Below are 18,903 nucleotides of genomic sequence, written 5' to 3'. Positions count from 1 at the left end.
CAGCGGCATCGCGTTCAGACAGGCTTGAGCAATGAAATGCGGATGTCGGTATCGTCATCCGGCCAGTCACAACCTTCGGGAAAGGTCGCCTTGGTATGAAATGGCCTGCAGTTTTGAGCACTACCGCAGCTCACGTCGGCCACGAACGGCGCAAAGCGTGATCCAGCCAGCGTTGTCCTCTCAGCCACTCAAAATCCCCTAACCCGGGAGCCGAGCGGTCTGGTGGCAGAACGATGTCGAGGTGCGGCCGGAATTTGACTTGAAGATGGTGGCCAGACGGGCTGATGGATTTCGATGCCTGCAACCGGCGCATCACGAAGTCCGAAAGGCGAGCCCAGCCGCGAACGGGATGATAACGCCGAATGACCCCCGGCAGGCGGGGCGCTACACCGAACCAATACCCGATCGATTCAAGAACTTCTGGCGGTGACGTCGCCGCACAATTGTCTGGCGCAAGATCACAAATATCTTGCGTTGACGTCGACTCGCTCCTGATCCACAACGGAACCCCCTGAGACCACCAGACGTCTGGCCCGGCGCAAATGTCGGGCCTTTTCTTGCCGTTCGCATTAGCCGCTTGACCGTCAAGGGGACAGTTTCCATGCGCTATGTATGTTCGCAGGCCGACCGACACATCGGAGAGTCATCTCAGATAATTACCTTCATGAGGTCGTCGGCCGCAGCGTTCGCGCGGACAACGCATTGAGCCTCTCGGACAGCACGATGACGGATCCGGCCCTCCTTCAGGTTTTGGCGGCGTACTACCGCGCCCAGGCCGATGTGTGCCATCAAATGGCGCAGCAGGCGTCGGAGCGTTTCTCACAGGATTGGCTGGACCTGGCGGAAAGATGGATGAAGCTGGCGCGACAAGCCGAAGTGGGGACGTTTCCAACCTCGCGCACGATGTCCTGATGTGGAGATGTCTTCTGCGCGGCCACATCACTTCCTCGGCACCGGCGAGATGATCCTGATAGGAACGCCACGCTTGGACTAGCCACCTTTTCCGAAGCTGGCCCACACCCGATCGGTTGAAGCACGCCGGGCGGTGATCAAACTACCGCGGGACAGGTTGCCCTCGGCTCGCTGAAGGTCAGCGCGCCATCGCATCATCCGAATCCGGCGAGGGCTTGTCCACAAAGCCACCTCAAAATCAGCGGGATTGCATGTTAGGGGTTCGCGGAACTGCTGTGCCGCCTACGGAACAATCTACGGAACAATGAATCGCTGGAGAATCGTACCTCCAACCGGCGCTTTCGATGGAACCTAATCATGAGAAATCCGCTGATCATCGGGCTTATCGTGTACGCGCTACTCCTGGCCGGGGCGTTCGCCGGCTGGAAGATGAGAAATCGCCTGCCGGCGCATCATCTGACAGACGAGACCAAGGGCCTTGTAAACATGTCTACGGCTGTCGTTGCCACTGTTTCGGCGCTGGTGCTTGGGCTTCTCATTTCAAACGCCAATACAACATTCACCCGGCTCGGGGGCGAAGTTACCGGTCTGTCAGCCCAAATACTCCGACTTGACCAGATTCTGCGCCGATACGGCTCGGCTGCAGACCAGGCTCGCGGGACGCTGCGCCAATACGCCGAACAAAAGACTGTCGATCTGTTCCCCGAAGATGCCACAAATATAGATCTCGCCGATTCGACGACGTACGAACTACTCCAGCGGCTCGAAGATACGCTGCTGGCCCTGAAACCTCAAACCCCACGCGACCAATGGTGGCTGGGGCAGGCTATGACACTCGCCGCAAAGATCGGTGATACACGCTGGCTTCTCGCCCAACAGGTTGGACAGGAAACTCCAAAGGCGTTCGTTGCTCTCCTGGTGTTTTGGCTGGTCTTCCTCTTCGCCAGTTTCGGTCTATTCGCGCCCCACAACTTGACATCCGCGGTCGTGTTGACGCTTTGCGCCCTCGCTGTAGCGGGCGCTGTCGGGGGGTTTCTCGAATTGGAGCAGGGCTTCGGGCGACTGATCCGTATCTCGCCGGAACCGATGCGCCAAGCCGTAAGAGTGCTGCAAGTCGAGCAGCAAAAGCGCACCTCAAGCGTATCTGAATCGCGCGCGGCTGATGATAGTCGCTTTGAGCACGGCAGGGCCTTCTAGGTGCTGATAATCCAGTGTCCTGATTTACGAAGTTCGCATCATTGCGCGGCAACCTGGTTTGCGAACTTCGGAATCGAAAGGACGCCAGTAACATATTGGTTCTAGTGTGGCTTGGGTTCAGAAGTCCGCATATTGACTCGCTGCAGTAATGATGTGGACTTCTGAACCGCCACACCAGCGCTTCGAACCAGGACTCTGGAGTTGTTCCCGCGAGCGACGGCGCCGAAAGCAGCGATCTCGGTCGGCGAGGTTGTCGTGCGCCGGGCCGCGAGCCGACTACTGATCGCCGCGACCGGCCTCCTCACGCGGCGCTGATGGGGTTTCCCAGGAAAGCCGCTCGATATCGACCAGCGGCATCGTTTCATCGGAGAGGAATATCACGGCGCGCAATCCGTCGGTGTAATAGGGATCGCCGGTCAGGTTCGGGCGCGGTGCGGAAGCCGGGGCGGCGCCAACGCCATCGACGTAGCCATATCGTTCGACAAATTCCGACATTACAACGTCTTGCAGCAAATATGTCCGGTCAAAATCGACGTCGGGCGCAATTTTGTGCGTGGTCAAATTCCATGTCTGAGAAGTGAGCCGTACTCCGATATCCCTGCTCACCTGCCCGATCCATATCCTTCGTCCCTCAAAGGTGTATGGCGTAAGCCAGAATCGTGCATGAATGCGTTCATTTATCGTGGATCGGGCCTTTTGCAGAACGAAGTCTTCCCTGCGATTGAAGACGTAGAGTGGGCTCACCGGAGAAGTCAGAAACTCATCCCGAAAGACGAAGGCGCGCGCGGTTTCGATGGCACTTGCAAAATCAAGTTGCCTGGCAAGATGCCAGCCACGGGAGATGAAAGGAACGATCGGACTTTGCCGGCTTTCAATGATGACGAGATTGAGTGGATCGCCGTTGCGCGTTCCTTCGGCGTTGCTCGTGCAGCAGACCTGCTTCGCAAACGTCGCCCTCAATGAACCAAGGTCGAGATCCTCGATCTTCTTGCCGGGATAGAGGGTATCAGCGCCAATGTCGGTACCGACAAACTTCGGTCCCGGAACGGGCAAAGCGAAATCAAAGGTCTCCAGGCGCTTCCGCCCGGCAATGACGATGTGGGCAAATTTGATTCCGGCATCGGAGACGCCATACACAAAGCCGGTCGTTGTCGAGTGAGCCGGCAGGATGCTTGCAATTTGATGGCTCAGAAAGAACTCGTCGCGCGCTCGATTGGCTGCAAAGGACATGAGGCCATGAAATCGATAAGCAACCTCGTAGGGCGAATAGTAATCAGGGTCCATAGCAATGGGAATAGGTGCGAGTTGATCGTCGGTCTGGTTTTCGATGGAGAGCCAGACGGGTTGGATGTTATATCTGGCAAGATTTTCCCCGAAAAACCGGAGACTTTCGCTTGCGCCGAGAGCGCTGGCATTGACCTTGATTCCAGCGGCAGACTTCTGCTGCGCCCGGGCCATGAAAGTCGAGGCGTCACTCGAGTGAGGATTGAACTCGAAGGAGTTGAGAACGGCCAGTACCGCAGCCAACGCAATCACCGCGATCGCGGCGATAAGGATTTTACGCGTGCGAGAGTTTTTCATTGCCATCAACCGCCATCGCATGTCCAGAATGTCCGATTTCCAACGCCGAGCCTGTCATCGCCGAACGGTCCTCGATTCTTGATCAAACCACCTTGGCACTCACAAGCACCTAAAGAAATCCGAAACGCACCGAAATCGCCACGGCCCATACCAGGATGGCGACCAGCAGCAGGCAGAACACGGCCGCAGACGCTGCATCCTTGATGATGCCGATTTCGACGTGGTGCTCGGGGGTGACGTGGTCGGAGAGCTTTTCGATCGCCGTATTCAACAGTTCGACCGCGAGCAGGATAAGGAGCACGCCGATCATGGCCACGTACCAAGCCGGGCCAGGTGAGAGGTAGAAGCCGAGTAGAATCGCCAGACCCAGCGTGATCGCCTCCTGGCGCACCGCGGTTTCATTGGCGATCGTGTATCGCAGTCCCCGCAGCGAATGGATCGTGGCGATAACGAGTCGGTTCACGGTGTCCTTCCCTCCACGGTTTTCGGCATCTCGTCCCGCTCAACTCCGTGCCGGTCGGATGAAAAAAGCTTCTTCCGTGGGGCGCACTCTTGATCTAGGCGCTGATTGGAGCGCCAGGTTGATCTAACGCAATGCTTTTGAGGCGGCCGAGGGATATGGTTTGCAGCAAGGGGCACACTAATGGAGAAAAACCATGAAGCTGATGTCTCCAGGCAAAATCGCGATCGCAGCCACGACCTTCGCGTGTACGGCACTCCTCTCCTTCGGCTGGTCTGAGCAGCGCGGCGTCTCGCTGTCGATCGAGAGCGCCCAGGCGCGCGTCGGTCGCCCGCTGACGCCCGTGAGCGTTGCAGGGGTTGCGCGCCGACAAAACCGGCGCGCCGCGTACGGCTACGGCGCAGGCGTGGTGGGTGCCGGTGTGGCGGCCGCCGCTATCGGCACGGCCGCAGCCGCAGCCACCTCACCTTGGGGTTACTATGGTGGCGGTTATTATGGTGGCGGACCTTATGCCTATGCCGGTGGGCCTTACCCAAATTCCGGCTACTTTGCCGCCAGTACCTGGGGTGACTATGAATGTCGTAATCCCCACGGCTATGCCTGCAATCCTCATTCATCCAAGAATTGGTACGGCACTGGCACCACTGCCGGCTATGTTGCCCGTCCTGTGGCCAGGGCGGCTTACTATCGCAACTACGGTGGCGCCTGGGTCGGCTATTGATGAGGCGATGCGCAACGGCACCGGCTGAACGCGCCGCTCGTCGCTCAACTGCGGCGACGATCGATGTAGCGTCGTAGCGTCGGCAGATACAGCAGGAAAGAAAGAGGCGGCCCAACAGCCGCCTCTTTCTGTGATTGAGCAAGAGGATGAGGAGGTGCGACGCACTGCCTCAACCGCAAGATCACAGTGTCAGCAATAATAAACGCCGGCGGCACAGCGCCGGGCGGTGCGCCGGGCCACGCCGGCGACACTGACGGGGGTCAACGGCCGTCCGACCCTGGCTTGTGCGGTTGAAGCCAGCTTGTCCGCTCCGGGGATCGGCAGTTGGCCAGCGAAATCAAGCGCACACAATGCGACCAGCGCAACAGCGATGGTCAGGAAGAGACGTCTTGCAATCTTCATTTTGCAACTCCCACGGTAAAGTTGGCCGGCAGATCACTGAATTTTTCGCGAACCTCCACGACCTCGACCCTGGCGGCGTTGCTGGCGTTCTTGAAGGTGAAGTCGGCCTTTTCGGCGTCACCGCCGGTCTTCCAGTCGCGAAACTGAATGCTGTATTGCGGGCTTGCCGGCACCGTGCGCGAGGTGATGCTGAACCGGCAGGGATAGGGCTTATTTCCTTGCGCAATCCAGACCTGGAAATCGACCTCCTTCTTGCGGAACGCCAGGTAGTCACACTCGACACCGCCGATCACGCCGCTGCCGAGATCCTGGATGTCGATCACGTCGCTCATTAGCTCGTCATAGGAATTCGTCAGCAGCAGATCGGCACCGGGCAACGGCCGCTGAACCTTCTCCTGGAGCTCATTGACGAGTTGATCGAAGGTTCCGGGAGCGTCTGCCTGGAAGTAGATATTGGCGTTCTTGCCGAGCAACGTGAGCGTCTTTCCGTCAAACAACCCCTCAATGTCGGCAAATCCGCCCGCACGCGTGAAGCGGACCTTGTCGGGCCGATTGAGCACGACACTTCCGGAACTCATCAGCGCAAGCTTCTGATCCTCTTTGGTCACCACTTCGAGGCCGGCATCGTAGTTGAACGAGATCGCCTGCTGCGAGCCCACATAGTCCGACATCCCTTTTAGCAATTGCTTCGCGTCGGCCTCGCCCGCGCTGGCACTTGCGCACGCGCCGGCGCACATTGCTGAGGCGAGCAGCGCGCGCGTTATCAGGCCGAGCGAGCCTTTTTTTATCGCATCCTTGACCATGAATACCTCCTTTTTGCGAAAACAGCAGCGAGGCCGTCATAAAGATCGCGTAATCGCGCGGCCATCGGAGGGGTTGTTAGTACGTAAAGGCCGCCGGCATATTGAGGCAGATCATTGAGCCGCGCTTTTCTTCAATCGGCCGCAATCAACTCCCGCCACGGGAACCGCCGCTTCAACGGCCATCCTTTGGGGATCCCACCGAAGTTCCCGAACAACATTTGCTTTATGCGGCTTTCGCCGACTTCATGACTGATATGCCTGAAGGCGAAGAACGGAGCAGTGCGATCAAAAAGATTGTGGCAACACAAGCAAGCCGTGCCAGACCTCCGCCGCCGATATGCGGAATGCTCGCCGTAATCTGCCCGACACGATCACAAATCTGATCCTCGATGCGACGGAGCAGAGCTGGATGTGCATTTGCAGATTGCGAGCCGCGCTGTCCTGATGTGCCATCATGCAGAAAGGCATTCGGCTTTCGCCCGGAGTTATCGCGAAATTTGGTGAGATCATGGCCGCACCATTCGAAGCTTCTGCGCCGCGCTCTGCAGGCGCGCTCCTATTTTGTCCGCGACCGCCGATTGCGCATGAACGTTGGCCGCAACGCCGAGGATAAGCACAAAAAAAACCCGGAAATTGCCTTCGAGCGAGCCGTTGCATCGCACACTCCGATGGCAAGTAACTCGGGGTCTCCCGCCCGATTTTTTACGCCAATTTTTTTCATGATCATGAACTCGGTTGCGCTGGCCACCAGAAGCGTGCTCAAGTTGGGACCAATATTTCAAAAACAATAATATTTGGAGTCGCGTTATGTTTGAGGTGGGAAGTCAGCATTCAACCAGCGCGTCGGAGTCTCAGGTCGTCATCGGAGAAAGAGCCTTCTGGAGCGAGTTCAAATATCGCGCAGGTACTGAGGTTTTTGCAGAAACAGAGACACCGCAATACGTATACCGGATCCTTTCGGGTGCCGTCCGCACGTTCAAGCTTCTGCCCGATGGTCGTCGTCAGATCGGAGCATTCTATTTGCCCGGCGACATTTTCGGGATCGAAAACGGCGATGCGCATCGGTTCACCGCGGAAGCAATCGTCGATACCGATGCTCTGATTGCCAAATGCACGCAAGTGTTCGGGGAATCAGCCGAGGGCCTCACCGGCACCAGGCAAGCGTTGAAATTGATCGCCGCCAACCTGCAACACGCTGAAAACCATGTGCTGCTCCTGGGTCGACAGACATCGATCGAGCGAGTCGCGGCATTCCTGCTCGAGATGGATCGGCGATTGCAATCGCAGAAGGAAATGCTCCTTCCGATGACACGACGCGATATCGCGGACTATCTCGGTCTGACCATTGAGTCGGTATCGCGCGCCCTGTCGATCTTTCGGCGCGAGGGATTGATAAGCTTCCGAGGATACGCCCACCGACAGGTTGTGCTGCACGACAGGACCAAACTTGCCCAGTTAGCCATTTCATCCGAAAGCTGGCCCGCACCCGATCCGTTGAATCACGCCGGGCGCTCCAAGGTCCGCAATGGTCGGACGCAGACAGGCAATCTCGAACGCAACGAGTCCACGTTACCTCACTCCGACGGCCCGCTGCCGATCGTCCCCCAGGGCCAGGCCGACTAGCGGATGACCTGTTGTTCCAGCTTCGGGTCCGGCCTGGAAGAGCGTGTTTAATAACCTTTGACGGAAATCAGTGCCGGCAAAGGCCGTATTGCGCACCCGTTTATCGCTACCTGACCGTGGAGACGCTTATGACCAGACTTGGGCTTGTTGTCGCCATGCTCTCTCTTTCTCCCCTGCTCGCAGGGCATGACGCAAACGCCGCCGGCGGATGCGGTGCCGGTTTGCATCGCGACTCCCATGGCCGATGTCAGTACTATCGAGCCGGACCAGCCGCGAGCCACGTCTGCTCGGTCGGCTTCGTCTGGCGCAATGGACGCTGTCGCCAGAATGTCGGAAACGATCCATTTGTCTCAACCTGGCCCAACGCTCCGCGCTGATGCGTGCCTGCCAGGCGGCAGGGTGGCCATATCAAGGCGGACATAGCGCTGAGCTGCCTCGAAGCCGAGCCAACCCGAATTTCTCGCTAATGCGCGTTTTACAACCACGCTGCGCGCGGGATAGGTGCCATCCTACCATGGCGATGCACGGTGTGTTTACTGGCCGCAGTCCTTCCGGGTATTCTGCGGGCTTGGATCGTGATGGCGAAAGTGCCGAGTTCATCAAAAGCTTCCGAGGTGATTCTGTTCGCGCAGCAACCCGCTGTGCAGCAGATCTACGACACGGCACCGATCGGGCTCGCCTGCCTGTCCCCCGACTGCCGGTACCTGCAGATCAACCAGCGCCTCACCGAGATTTGCGGGATTTCGGTGGAGGATCATCTTGGCCGCTTTGTCCGCGATTGCGTGCCGGCACTGGCGGATTCCGTCGAAGCGATCGTGCGCTCGATCATGGAAACCGGCGAGCCGGTGATCGGGGTCGAGGTCGCCGGCCAACGCGCCGACCAGGTCGAGGAACGGCACTGGGTGACGTATTGGCATCCGCTGCATGCCCCAAGCGGCGAGATCGTTGCGGTCAACGTTGCCGCCGAAGAAATCACCGAGCGCAAGCGCGCCGAGCGGCAGGTCCGCGACGCCCGCGACGCGGCGGAGGCCGCCTTGCGGCATCTGCAGGAGACCCAGGCTTCGCTGATCGAGGCTGAAAAACTCGCGGCCCTTGGCCGGATGGTGGCTGGTATCGCGCATGAGGTGAACAGCCCCGTCGGTATCGGTCTGACGGTTGCCTCCATGCTGCAGCACAAGGCCGCGCAATTTGCGGCGGAAGCCGCGAGCGGCGACCTCAGGCGTTCGAGCCTCAACGCGTTCCTGGATCTCGTGCAGGATGCGGCCTCCCAGCTGGTGAACAATCTGGGCCGGTCCGCCGAACAAATACAATCCTTCAAGCAGGTGGCGCTCGATCAGACTCAGTCGAATCGGCGCAGCTTCGACGCGAGCGCACTGACCGAGCAGGTCCTGTCGCATCTCACAGGGGATTTGAAGCAGCACGCCATCACTCTCGACATTCAATGCGAGCGCGGTCTCGTGATGGACAGCTACCCCGGCCCGTTCGGACAGGCGCTGACGCATCTCGTCGTCAACGCCATGACGCATGCATTCCCGGACGAGCTCGACGGAACCATCGATATCAGGATGGTTGCGTCCGGGCCCGACCATGTCGAACTGCTGATAGCCGACAATGGCTGCGGCATGGCGCCGGAGATCAAGCGGTTGGCGTTCGATCCGTTTTTCACCACCCGCCGCCATTGCGGCGCAACCGGCCTTGGTCTGCACATTGTCTACACCATCGTCACGGAGCGGTTAGGTGGCCAGCTCAACCTCAAGAGCGAGCCCGGCGGAGGGACCGCCGTTTCGCTCATCCTGCCGCGGACAGCGCCACGCCCGGACTAGAGGAAAATCGAGGGGCATCGATCATCTCGCAGGGCCGCGCGCGTTCATCCGGGTCGTGGTCGCCGCGCCTCGGTGACGGGCGCTTCCCGTCTCGCCAGGCGGCGCGTTCGGTGTTTACGATCCAGTCAATCTCGATCGGTGAAAGCAGGTTTTGGGGACGGCCATGGGGATCAAAGGCCACGGTGTTGCGGCAGCTCTTGCTCTTGGATTCTTTTTCATGCCGCCGGCCTCGGCTCAGCCGGGCGCGTTTGCAAAAAAACCATCGGACGCACTTGAGACCTACAATGGTGCCGTGAAGAATTTCGAGCTCGTCCTCGGCCAGCGGCGCGCGCAGATCAGTTCGAAACAAGGACTGCCGAACCTGCCGGGACAGGCGCTCTATCTTGCGCGCATCCACATGATGAGCGCCTACAAGGACCTCACCGACGCGCTTCCGTCCAGAATCGGAAGGCCGAATAAGTTCAAAATCCCTCCGGCGTACTTTGACGCCGACAATGAGCCGCTCATCGATGAGTACAGGAAACTCTTCGACCTCATGGAAGCGCCGCCTGCGGATGCGCAAAAATCGGATACGCCGTTCAAGGACGTCGTCGATCTGGGAACGGCTATTGCACGAGCCAGGGGCCTGGATGCGACCCATGCCGAAGCGGCGGGTCGCGTCAGCCTGGGCATCTTCTTTGCCGAGACCAACGGCAATCAGAACATCGGCAATGCGCGCTCGAACAAATACAAGGGCAGCATGCAAACCGACCCAAGCGAAGATCAAAAAGGCCGAAGGAAATGGGCGGCGATGAAACAGTCGATCGCAGCCTTCGATCCCGCTCTGAGCCTTCGCGACGACAGGGAAGAGGCACGCGCCGGCGGGCTCGACCATCGCTACAACCACTGGACCGCCGTGCGAGACGGCCTGATGGGCGCACACGCCGATATTTTCCCGCATTTGCCGGCGATCGTGAAGACATTGCCGGATCCGATCGACCAGATGAAGTTCTTCGAGCTTATCCAGATCATCCCTACTCCGACCATCTCTGCCTTGAAGTCAGGCAACCTGGTCGACTACAGGATTTCGGGTGCGACCAACATGGGATATCTGCGCAACAACAGCATCTTCGCTTTTGGTCAGGCCGACAGGGCGAGAACGTCCGCAACCGTCCGCGAGATCCTCGATGCAATGTGGCTCTTCAACGCCAAATTTGAAAAAGCGCTCACCCGGTTCGACGAGATCAGGGCGCGGTAAACAACCGAAATCAGCGATCGGTTATCGGACTGCCGTTTCGACCTGATCTGTTTCCAATCCCCTCACTGCGCCATCTGAACGGAGCGGGATTCGCAGAATTGCTTCACGGCCGTGGTCACACCGCCAGCGATCATGTCCTGGCGTTCGGGCGAGGCCATCTTGAGTTCCTCGTCCCGGTTGATAATCGAACCCGCCTCCAGCAGCACGGCAGGCATTCCTGTCGATTTCAGCACGATGAGCTTGTCGTAGCTGTAGACACCGGTTTCCTCGTTCAACAGCGGGTGCTGGTACCGGCCCATGACGGGCTGGCTGTATTGTTGGGCATATTGCAGGCCGAGCGCCTTCATTTCCCTGGCGATGAGGTTGGCAAACAGAAGGCTCGCCCTGAAGTCGGCATTGTTACGGGAGACGAAGACGGAATAACCGCTGAAGCGGTCGCTGAAATGGCTCTTCTTGCCCTCGAATTCCCAATTCTCCAGAAACGAGTCGGGCACTGCGTCATGGTGGATCGACAGGAGGAGATCCGCGTGCAGACGGTTGGCGGCGGCGACACGCCTGAAGAGGCTTGGTCGCGCCCTGCCCTCGGTCACGAGCAATTTGGTCTCGGCAAAACCTTCCGTCTTCAATTTCTCCTCGATCCGCCGCGCAAGGCGCAGATTGAAGACGAACTCCGCGACGTTGCGTGCGCTGATCGCGCCTTCCGATTCGGCGGTATGACCGACATCCAGGACGATCTTGAATTTCGCGGGATCGCACGGATTTGCCACCAATTTGAGGGCAGACGGATTCAAGCCGTGCGGCCCCAGGGCGGCAAGCTTGACATGTTGGGACTTTGACGAGGCGACGTGCTTAGGCGACTTGCCATGTCGTGACGAGCTTTTGGAGACATGTGAGCGCGAGCCGGCATCACTGACCCCGATCGGCAGCAGCACCAACGCGGACATCGCCGCGATCATGGTGCGGCGGCGGGACCAAAATCCAGCAAGGATGCCGCCGGGCACACGAATAGAGTCGCAGCGCATTGTGCTCGCCCTCCCGAACGCCAGCATAGCGGCTGACATGGTGATTCCGGAAGAGGCCAGCTTCTTCACAGAAACGGCGATTTGGAGACTTTTGGATGTCCGCTTCGCGCCCAACGCCGAAGTACCCGCCTCATTCGATCACCTCGTCGGCGGTGGCGAGCAGGGCAGGTGGAATTTCGAGGCCCAGCGTCCTGGCCACCTTGAGATTGATCACCAGCTCGTACTTATTGGGTGCCTGTACAGGAAGTTCACTCGGCTTCGCCCCCCTGAGGATGCGATCTACATAGATCGCAGCGCGCCTGTAGACATCAATCGTATTCGGGCCATAGGAGGCAAGGCCCCCGCTTAAACTGGAATACCGGAAAGCATGAATCGCCGGCATGCGATGACGCATGGCGAGCGAATTGATTGAATCGTGATGGCTCGTCGCAGACGCGGATGCGGTGACAATCAGACCGCCGTTCGGCTCCCCCGCGAACGTATCGAGCGCGCGTTTCAGCTCGCCAACGTCGCGCGGGTCGATCGCGCTCGGCTCCAGCGCAGGTGATAAAGCGGCAGATTGGATCGCAGCGAATTGGCCGATCCCGGAGGCGATGGCCGGATCGCGAATGACGGCTATCCGCGTCACGCGCGGTGCAATCTGTTTGAGTAGTTCGAGCCATTTTCCTCCGATGCTGTATTCGAACGCAGTAAATCCGGTGACGTTGCCGCCCGGACGTGCCAAACTAGTGACGTAACCTGCACCGACCGGGTCAACAATATTCGCGAACACGATTGGCACGCTTCGAGTGATCCGTTGCAGCGCCGCCACGCTCTGGCTGGCGGACGCGAGGATGACATCCGGGTTCAGCCCAACCAATTCTTCGAAATATTTGCGATAGCGCTCGACGTCGTCTCCGGGCCAGCGGACCTCGGTGCGAACGTTGTCGCCCTCGTTCCAGCCCAGCTTTTGCAATGCCTGCATAAACGCGGCGACGCGGGCCTGCCCTTCGGATGCGTCCGCGCCAAAATTCATCAAGCACGCCGATCCGCCGCGTCGGGGTCGGCTGTTGCGCGCGCCGCAAGCGACCACGCCACTGCTGCGCCGATAAGCGTGATGAACTGCCGCCGTCGCATGCATCACCCCCTCGAGGACCACGCTCGTTGGCAATGGGGCCTTGGCGAACATAGCACGGCAGACGGCGGCGGTCGCGGGCGGCTTTCCTGACGGGCGCGGTCTTGCTCCGCACCCCACCGGCCACCGCACGCAATGTCGAGGGGAGCCGCAGCCCCGAATGTCTTGGCGGTCACCTCTCGAAGGTTTAGCTTAAAGTCGGTGCCGTTGGGCCCGATTGCCCTGCCGTTCCTTGCGACGAGCGGAGGAGTTGATGATGAAGACGATTTTGGTACCCACCCAAAATATCCCGGCCATGAATTCCACGCTCGAGACCGCTGTGCTGCTGGCCAAGCGCACCGGCGCCTATGTCGAGGGCATCCCATTGTGGTTCGGCGTTCCCGAGTTTGTCGTGGCCGAGCTCGCCAGCACCTTTTCGATTGAGATCTATCGAGCGCGGCGCGAGGAAGGAACGGCGGGAGCGCGCAAGCTGTTCGAGACCTTCATGCAGGAGCACGGTGTTGCTGCGAGGTCGACCGCGGAGGGACTTGCCTATGGCTGGTTCGCCGAGGTGCCGCCGGGCGAAGGCCTGGTCGGCAGTCTCGGCCGCGCGTTCGACGTGATCGTCATGAGCCGGCCTGACGCTGATACGGTAGCCCCATATAACCGGGCGATCGAGTCGGGGCTGTTCGAGAGCGGCCGGCCCGTCCTGCTGGCGCCTCCCACCGCTCCGAAACGGATCGCAACCAACATCATGGTTCACTGGAACGGCAGTACGGAGCAAGCCCGTGCCAATGCCTTTGCGATGCCATTGCTGCAGCTCGCCGAACGCGTGACGGTGCTGACTGTCATCGATGGACAGGACGTGCCGGGCCCGTCGGCCGATCAAGTGCGCAATCAATTGCGCTACAACGGCATTGCCGCCCAGCTCAAGAGCATCGAGCGCGAAGGCCGCAGCACTGGCGAGGCGGTGCTCGCCGCGGCCAAGGACGAGGGGTGCGACCTGTTGATCAAGGGCGCCTTCACAAGGAACAGGTTGCGGCAGACGATTTTCGGCGGCGCGACCAGCCACATCATGCAGCACGCCGAGTTGCCATTATTCATGGCGCATTAGAAAGCAGGCGTTACGTGCCCTGGGCTTCCTCTACTGCTTCGTTTTGCTCGACGAAGCGAAGGCATTTTTCACGGCGGTGGTGATCTTCGACCAGCTGCAGGACAGTGAATCATCGCTGCAGAGCGGCTTTGGCTTGTCGCGCCTGGCAGCGACCGAGGGCGAAACGGCCGGCGTCAACACGGTCGGCGTCAACACCATCGGCGGGCCAACCGTCTGACGCGCGCGCTCCATCTCTGCCCAGAGCCGTTCGTTCTGACGTCTCGCCAGTTCGGCCGAAATGGCTTCCTGTCGCTGGGCATCGAGATAGACGATATAGGCGCGATCGATCGCCTTTCGCTCTTCAGGCGTTGGATTGGGGCCCGAGATGTCGAAATTCCGATCCATCATGAAGTCGTAATAGCTGTAGCCGCCGCCTGCCTTCCGCCGTCCCGCAAAGCGCGCGTTGCAGTTCGTCATCAAGGGCCGGGTTTCTCCGTCCGTCATCCGGGCCTGAACCAGCTCGACGCATTCTTCGAAATCCCTGGCGAATTCGGGCGAGGAATCGCGAAGGGCCAGCCAGAGCAGCGGCAGCGCAAGCAAAGCTCCCGCGAGCCCCACCCAGAAGCGATTGCTGATGCCCAACTCCCACAAATAACGCATGCCCAGAAGTCCCCAACCGATTCGCTACTAGAGCTCCGATTCCGAAGTTCGCAAGCTACCGTGGCGAACCTCTTATGCGAACTTCGGAATCAAAGGAGCTCTAGCAACTTGATGATTTGAGTAGCGGCTTTAAATTTGAAGTTCCTATCACGAACTTGCCGCGATACCGATAGGAACTTCAAATTCGCCGCACTAGTGGTCCGATTCTAACATTGGCTTCCCATTGCAGCAGGCTCTTTTTGCGAATGTTAGAATCAAAGGACCACTAGCAAATACAGGATTCCAGTGTCCTTTCGATTCCGAAGTTCGCAAACGAGCTCGCCCCAACAATGGCGCGAACTTCGGAATGTGGACACTAGGGGCAGCGATTGCGGGTTTTTCCGGGCAAAGCATTTCTGTTGCCGCACGGCCACAGCCATCGCGTTTTTTCGTTGCGGCGAATTCTCGCCATCTTTGGGCAAAGTTCGTTGGACAGAGTTCCTTTCATCGCACTACTTGGGGATTCTCGTCATGTCTTCAGCAAAAGCGCTTGCCACCCTGGCGCCGGTCAAAGCGCTTGCTACCCTGGCGTCAGTCGCAGCGGTCGTATGTTGCCTTTTTGCATTCGGCTGGGTGGGCCTTGCGCTCCTCGGCTATTGATTGCGGTATCGAAATGGCCCCGGAAAACCGGGGCTTTGGCTATCACGGGAGGAGAGAGAAAGCGCCGGCCAAGTGGACACGTCAGAAGGCGCTCAACCAAGGCGCACGGTCATGTCCGCTTTCAAAGCTTCGCAGCGCGCATTTAGAAACAGTTAAACCCTTACCATCATATTGGAATTCGAGGACGCCAAGAATTGGCACGGCGGTGGCCAGGCGTTTTCTGGACGAACCATCCAGGCTCTCGAACAGAGCAACGCCCGAAAGACCAGCGCGACGATCGAGGCCGCAAGGCCTGGCCCCTCTTGAGGCGAGGACGCGCAATCAATGAGACGAGACGTACGAAAATCCCTGATCCTGGTGGAATGGGATCGTTGGCTTAGAGATCAGCACATTGATCCATCAGTGCCGACTGCCAGAGACACGTTGAAGTTCTTCTACGATCTTGAGGACCAGCGATCTCCGCTGCTGGACTTCCGGCCAAGCCGGGGCGACAAGTGGCAGGTCATCCACACCTGGCTCCTCAATGAAGGCCGCGTCCTGGATTGACGTCTTGCCTCCGCCACAAAAAAGCCCCGGAAAAACCGGGGCTTTTTCGCTCGGCCGGCCATCACCGGCCATTTTTTCTTCCGCCGCGACCTCAGCTGATCTGGCGCCTGAACTGCGTAATCATGCTGGCGAACCCGAGCGGCCTGAAAATCTGCCGGGCAAGGTCGCCATAGAGTTCGCAAATCTTCTGCGATTCCGCGACGAAATTCGTGTAAGCCACTTTTGCGAACTCGGTCTGAATCTCGATGGCCTGTTCTAATGACCGCACGCCCATGAGCCTTTCGACAAAAGACCTGTTCTCCTGAAACGATCGCCTCGCGTATTCGCCGTGCGCCATCGCGATCGCGTAAACGGTGACCGGAAAACCTTCCGTTGGCCGCCCCGTGGCAGCCGATGGCGCATCGGGCGGGATGACTTCGCCGGTCAAGGGTATTTCTGATCGCCTCGCCGCGCCGCTCGCGGCAGCTTCCGCCGCCTCCGCCGCGCCATTGGCGAGAACCTCCACCGGCTCGGCCGCGCCGTTTGCGAAAACGTCTTCAGGCTCCGCCGCGCGGTTTGCGATAATCTCCGCCGGCTCTGCCGGATCATTCGCGGGGATATCCACCGGCAGTTCTATCCGAGCGTCCGCGGGGATCGCCGCCAATGCGGCGATCGGGGGTGCCTGACCCTCTTGTTGATCATCGGTGCGGGAAACGGACGCCGCGGTCTGCGGTCGGTCGCCCTTCGCCGCGCGCCGATCGGGTTTGGGGCTGCGCTGGCGGCGTTTGCCGCCCGGTTGGTCCTCGCTTTTGGTCGCCATTGAATTTCAACTCCATTGAATTTTCGTCGTTGCAACAACAAGGCAGATGTCAGGGACTCCACCCCTGTTAGCGTTAGAATCGCGGCGCTGAATTGTTCATGGCGTGGCGATGATGTGATGGGTAGGGAATTTGATGACGGAAAAAAGACAGGCACGCCAAGGATCAAAAAAGCCTCCCGAACCGGAGTACGGGAGGCTTGCAGATTGCCGTGCTTTCGCCGGCCCGCCGGCGATCAACGTCGAGCGTGAGAGGCCCCTTCCCCTGAGCGCTAGCCTTCCGCCTCGGCCCGCTCCAGTGAAGCGCGGATTTCGGCGACGACCTGAATGTAATAATCGTTCAGCCGCTCCGAAATCAGCAACTGTTCGCGAAATCTGTCCTCGCGTGTGACAATCTCTGCGGAACCGGCGGCATCCTCCTCGTACAGAAGTTCGTCCACAGGCATCGATTGGGGATCATGACGTACCATTTTACTAACTCGCATGATTTGCCGTAAGCGTTGGGATATACATTGATGGTGACGTTTTGAGGACTTATTTGGGCAGTTCCGCGCCGCTTCGATGAATGAAGAAGGCCAACTTTGGGCCGGCAGCTTCCGGCCCCGGGTGCAGCGCTGTACCGCCCCCCTGCAAGCCCAAAAAGAAAGCCGCCCAAAGGCGGCTCTCATTTCAGATGCGCGGTATTGCGTCGATGGCGCGCGCTTGCTTCGTTGAACCTTGACGCGTGACGGCGGATCTCAAGCGCCGCCCTTCTCGCACTTCTTCATGAAGCTCGTCTTCGCGGCGCCGGAAAGCGGCTTGCCTTCCGCGCTCACCGCCTTGGCGGCGCAGGAGTCGGCCATGCATTTCTTCATAAATGAGGTCTTGGCCGCGCCGGCGAGCGGCTTGCCGTCCTTGCCCATTGCCTTGGTCTCGCAGCTCTCCTGGGCCAGCGCGGCTCCGCCGGCAAACGTTGCAACGAACGCGGCTATCAGCAATTTCCTGAGCATTTTTTTCTCCCTTTAAAATTGAACAATCGGCTCGTAGCGATCCAATTTGATCCCAGACCTCCGGACTCGGCAAGGGGGATCAGGCCTCTTCAGGATGGGCCAGGCTCTTCAACGGCCTCACCCTGTCTCGCCAGTGTGCGGTGGCGATCATTCCGATCAGCATGGCCGCGACAAAGACCAGCACCTTGGGCTCAAGCGTCATGAGATCGGTGATCGCCGGCCCCGGGCAAATGCCTGCAAGACCCCATCCGATGCCGAACAGCGCCGAGCCGCCGACCAGCCGCAGGTCGATCCGGCGCTGTGTCGGCAAACGAAAGCTTTCGCCGGTCAGGGTAGAGCCGCGGCGGAAAATCACCCTGTAGCCGATCGCGGTGACGGCAAGGCCGCCGGCCATGACGAACATCAGGGTCGGATCCCAGTGCCCCGCGAAATCGAGGAAATTGAGCACCCGCGCCGGGTTGACCATGTCGGAAATCGTGAGCCCGGCTCCGAAAACCACTCCAGCCAAAAGCGAATAGATGAGCGTCATGGCGTGCCTAGAGCAGGTGACGGACGATGAAAACGGTCGCGGCGGCGGTGGCCATGAAAGTCACGGTGGCGACGATGGAGCGGTAGGACAATCGCGACAGGCCGCAAATGCCGTGACCGCTGGTGCAACCTGATCCGAGCGTCGTACCGACGCCCACGAACAGTCCCGCGACGGCCGTCATCATCGTGCTCGTCGCGAAGGTGACGTTGCTCCAGTCCTTGAGGCCAAGGGCCGTGACCAGGATGCCGCCGAGCGGCAGGCCGAGAATGAAGGCCAGACGCCATGGCCTGTCGGTCGCGTCAGTCGCGACCATCGCGTTCGAGACGATGCCGCTGATACCGGCCAGGCGCCCGATGCCGAGCATCAGCATGACCGCGGAAAGGCCGATCAGAGCGCCGCCGATCAAGCCTGGGATTGGAGCAAAACTCGTCATGACCCGCCTCGCGATGTGCAGCGCGCCGGCAGGATATCGCGGGTCGCGACGTCAGAACATCAGGAACCTGAGATCAGAGTAGACGCGACGACAGAGAACTCCCTCTCTGACCCGACTCGAAGCGGTTTCACACTTCGTTTTTGGGCACGTACTTGCCCATGACGCACTTGTAACTCTGCAATTTCCACTCGTGGTAGGGTCCCTTGGCGAGCCAGTCGGCAATACCGATCTGCGCATTCACCGCGCAGGCACCCATGGTAATGCCCGACATCTCGCTGTTGGTGACGACTTTCTCGAGGCATAGCTGGCCGTTACAAAGCACGGCGACAAGTGTGATGAGCATG

The 18,903-nt window shown here is 59.4% G+C and carries 22 protein-coding genes; 9 read left to right on the top strand and 13 right to left on the bottom strand.

Annotated elements, in window-relative coordinates; translation table 11 throughout:
• Positions 1 to 723 precede the first annotated feature (723 nt).
• Both VNX23_RS30125 and VNX23_RS30120 read left to right on the top strand, forming a co-directional pair.
• A complete protein-coding gene (locus VNX23_RS30125; RefSeq protein ID WP_325635385.1) occupies positions 724 to 912 on the top strand; it encodes a hypothetical protein in 189 nt (62 codons plus the stop codon).
• A 357-nt stretch (positions 913 to 1,269) separates the two neighbouring features.
• Positions 1,270 to 2,109, top strand: a complete 840-nt coding sequence (locus tag VNX23_RS30120; RefSeq protein ID WP_325635383.1) for a hypothetical protein — start codon at positions 1,270 to 1,272, stop codon at positions 2,107 to 2,109.
• 276 nt (positions 2,110 to 2,385) lie between these two features.
• Here VNX23_RS30120 and VNX23_RS30115 read toward each other — a convergent pair whose 3' ends face one another.
• Complete coding sequence (locus tag VNX23_RS30115; RefSeq protein WP_325635381.1) at positions 2,386 to 3,690, bottom strand: LssY C-terminal domain-containing protein; 1,305 nt, start codon at positions 3,688 to 3,690, stop codon at positions 2,386 to 2,388.
• Between the two features lie 109 nt (positions 3,691 to 3,799).
• Positions 3,800 to 4,153, bottom strand: a complete 354-nt coding sequence (locus VNX23_RS30110; RefSeq protein WP_325635379.1) for a diacylglycerol kinase — start codon at positions 4,151 to 4,153, stop codon at positions 3,800 to 3,802.
• A gap of 193 nt (positions 4,154 to 4,346) precedes the next feature.
• On the opposite strand from VNX23_RS30110, the gene VNX23_RS30105 reads away from it, so the two are divergent.
• A complete protein-coding gene (locus VNX23_RS30105; protein WP_325635377.1) occupies positions 4,347 to 4,871 on the top strand; it encodes a hypothetical protein in 525 nt (174 codons plus the stop codon).
• A 189-nt stretch (positions 4,872 to 5,060) separates the two neighbouring features.
• Here the strand turns inward: VNX23_RS30105 and VNX23_RS30100 are convergent, their stop codons facing one another.
• Together VNX23_RS30100 and VNX23_RS30095 are read right to left on the bottom strand one after the other, a co-directional pair.
• Positions 5,061 to 5,273 carry a hypothetical protein gene (locus VNX23_RS30100; protein ID WP_325635375.1) on the bottom strand — a complete coding sequence of 71 codons (213 nt, stop codon included), beginning with the start codon at positions 5,271 to 5,273 and terminating at the stop codon, positions 5,061 to 5,063.
• A complete protein-coding gene (locus VNX23_RS30095) occupies positions 5,270 to 6,076 on the bottom strand; it encodes a DUF2092 domain-containing protein (RefSeq protein WP_325635373.1) in 807 nt (268 codons plus the stop codon). The genes VNX23_RS30100 and VNX23_RS30095 overlap by 4 nt, the downstream gene beginning before the upstream one ends.
• Before the next feature lie 735 nt (positions 6,077 to 6,811).
• On the opposite strand from VNX23_RS30095, the gene VNX23_RS30090 reads away from it, so the two are divergent.
• The 3 genes from VNX23_RS30090 to VNX23_RS30080 all read left to right on the top strand — a co-directional run bounded on the left by VNX23_RS30090 (position 6,812) and on the right by VNX23_RS30080 (position 10,759).
• Positions 6,812 to 7,699: a helix-turn-helix domain-containing protein gene (locus tag VNX23_RS30090; protein WP_325635371.1), complete on the top strand. Its 888-nt coding sequence runs from the start codon at positions 6,812 to 6,814 to the stop codon at positions 7,697 to 7,699.
• A gap of 587 nt (positions 7,700 to 8,286) precedes the next feature.
• On the top strand, positions 8,287 to 9,522 hold the full coding sequence (locus VNX23_RS30085) for a PAS domain-containing sensor histidine kinase (RefSeq protein WP_325635369.1): 1,236 nt from the start codon (positions 8,287 to 8,289) through the stop codon (positions 9,520 to 9,522).
• Positions 9,523 to 9,685: 163 nt separating this feature from the next.
• Complete coding sequence (locus VNX23_RS30080; protein ID WP_325635367.1) at positions 9,686 to 10,759, top strand: hypothetical protein; 1,074 nt, start codon at positions 9,686 to 9,688, stop codon at positions 10,757 to 10,759.
• Between the two features lie 62 nt (positions 10,760 to 10,821).
• Here the strand turns inward: VNX23_RS30080 and VNX23_RS30075 are convergent, their stop codons facing one another.
• Both VNX23_RS30075 and VNX23_RS30070 read right to left on the bottom strand, forming a co-directional pair.
• Positions 10,822 to 11,781 (bottom strand): N-acetylmuramoyl-L-alanine amidase, encoded by a 960-nt coding sequence (locus VNX23_RS30075; protein WP_325635365.1) that lies wholly within the window; start codon positions 11,779 to 11,781, stop codon positions 10,822 to 10,824.
• Between the two features lie 130 nt (positions 11,782 to 11,911).
• Entirely contained in the window at positions 11,912 to 12,949 is a 1,038-nt protein-coding gene (locus tag VNX23_RS30070; RefSeq protein ID WP_325635363.1) for an ABC transporter substrate-binding protein, read from the bottom strand.
• A gap of 202 nt (positions 12,950 to 13,151) precedes the next feature.
• Between VNX23_RS30070 and VNX23_RS30065 the strand changes: the two genes are divergently transcribed.
• Entirely contained in the window at positions 13,152 to 13,988 is an 837-nt protein-coding gene (locus VNX23_RS30065) for a universal stress protein (protein ID WP_325635361.1), read from the top strand.
• 30 nt (positions 13,989 to 14,018) lie between these two features.
• Here VNX23_RS30065 and VNX23_RS30060 read toward each other — a convergent pair whose 3' ends face one another.
• On the bottom strand, positions 14,019 to 14,627 hold the full coding sequence (locus VNX23_RS30060; protein ID WP_325635359.1) for a hypothetical protein: 609 nt from the start codon (positions 14,625 to 14,627) through the stop codon (positions 14,019 to 14,021).
• Positions 14,628 to 15,137: 510 nt separating this feature from the next.
• Between VNX23_RS30060 and VNX23_RS30055 the strand changes: the two genes are divergently transcribed.
• Together VNX23_RS30055 and VNX23_RS30050 are read left to right on the top strand one after the other, a co-directional pair.
• Complete coding sequence (locus VNX23_RS30055) at positions 15,138 to 15,266, top strand: hypothetical protein (protein WP_325635357.1); 129 nt, start codon at positions 15,138 to 15,140, stop codon at positions 15,264 to 15,266.
• A 324-nt stretch (positions 15,267 to 15,590) separates the two neighbouring features.
• Complete coding sequence (locus tag VNX23_RS30050) at positions 15,591 to 15,812, top strand: hypothetical protein (protein WP_325635355.1); 222 nt, start codon at positions 15,591 to 15,593, stop codon at positions 15,810 to 15,812.
• A 91-nt stretch (positions 15,813 to 15,903) separates the two neighbouring features.
• Here VNX23_RS30050 and VNX23_RS30045 read toward each other — a convergent pair whose 3' ends face one another.
• From VNX23_RS30045 to VNX23_RS30020, 6 genes are all read right to left on the bottom strand, one after another.
• Positions 15,904 to 16,611, bottom strand: coding sequence for a phasin family protein (locus VNX23_RS30045; RefSeq protein ID WP_325635353.1), 708 nt, complete (start codon positions 16,609 to 16,611; stop codon positions 15,904 to 15,906).
• A gap of 269 nt (positions 16,612 to 16,880) precedes the next feature.
• Positions 16,881 to 17,093 (bottom strand): hypothetical protein, encoded by a 213-nt coding sequence (locus VNX23_RS30040; RefSeq protein WP_325635352.1) that lies wholly within the window; start codon positions 17,091 to 17,093, stop codon positions 16,881 to 16,883.
• Positions 17,094 to 17,345: 252 nt separating this feature from the next.
• The gene (locus tag VNX23_RS30035; protein WP_325635351.1) at positions 17,346 to 17,597 is read right to left on the bottom strand and encodes a hypothetical protein; all 252 of its coding nucleotides are present in this window, start codon (positions 17,595 to 17,597) and stop codon (positions 17,346 to 17,348) included.
• A gap of 79 nt (positions 17,598 to 17,676) precedes the next feature.
• Entirely contained in the window at positions 17,677 to 18,126 is a 450-nt protein-coding gene (locus VNX23_RS30030) for a YeeE/YedE family protein (RefSeq protein ID WP_325635349.1), read from the bottom strand.
• A gap of 7 nt (positions 18,127 to 18,133) precedes the next feature.
• Positions 18,134 to 18,559: a YeeE/YedE family protein gene (locus tag VNX23_RS30025; RefSeq protein WP_325635347.1), complete on the bottom strand. Its 426-nt coding sequence runs from the start codon at positions 18,557 to 18,559 to the stop codon at positions 18,134 to 18,136.
• A 127-nt stretch (positions 18,560 to 18,686) separates the two neighbouring features.
• Positions 18,687 to 18,902, bottom strand: a complete 216-nt coding sequence (locus VNX23_RS30020) for a hypothetical protein (protein WP_325635345.1) — start codon at positions 18,900 to 18,902, stop codon at positions 18,687 to 18,689.
• Position 18,903 lies beyond the last annotated feature (1 nt).

Source organism: Bradyrhizobium sp. (assembly GCF_035570375.1).
Taxonomy (GTDB): domain Bacteria; phylum Pseudomonadota; class Alphaproteobacteria; order Rhizobiales; family Xanthobacteraceae; genus Bradyrhizobium.
This window is presented reverse-complemented; position numbering and strand designations above follow the sequence as displayed.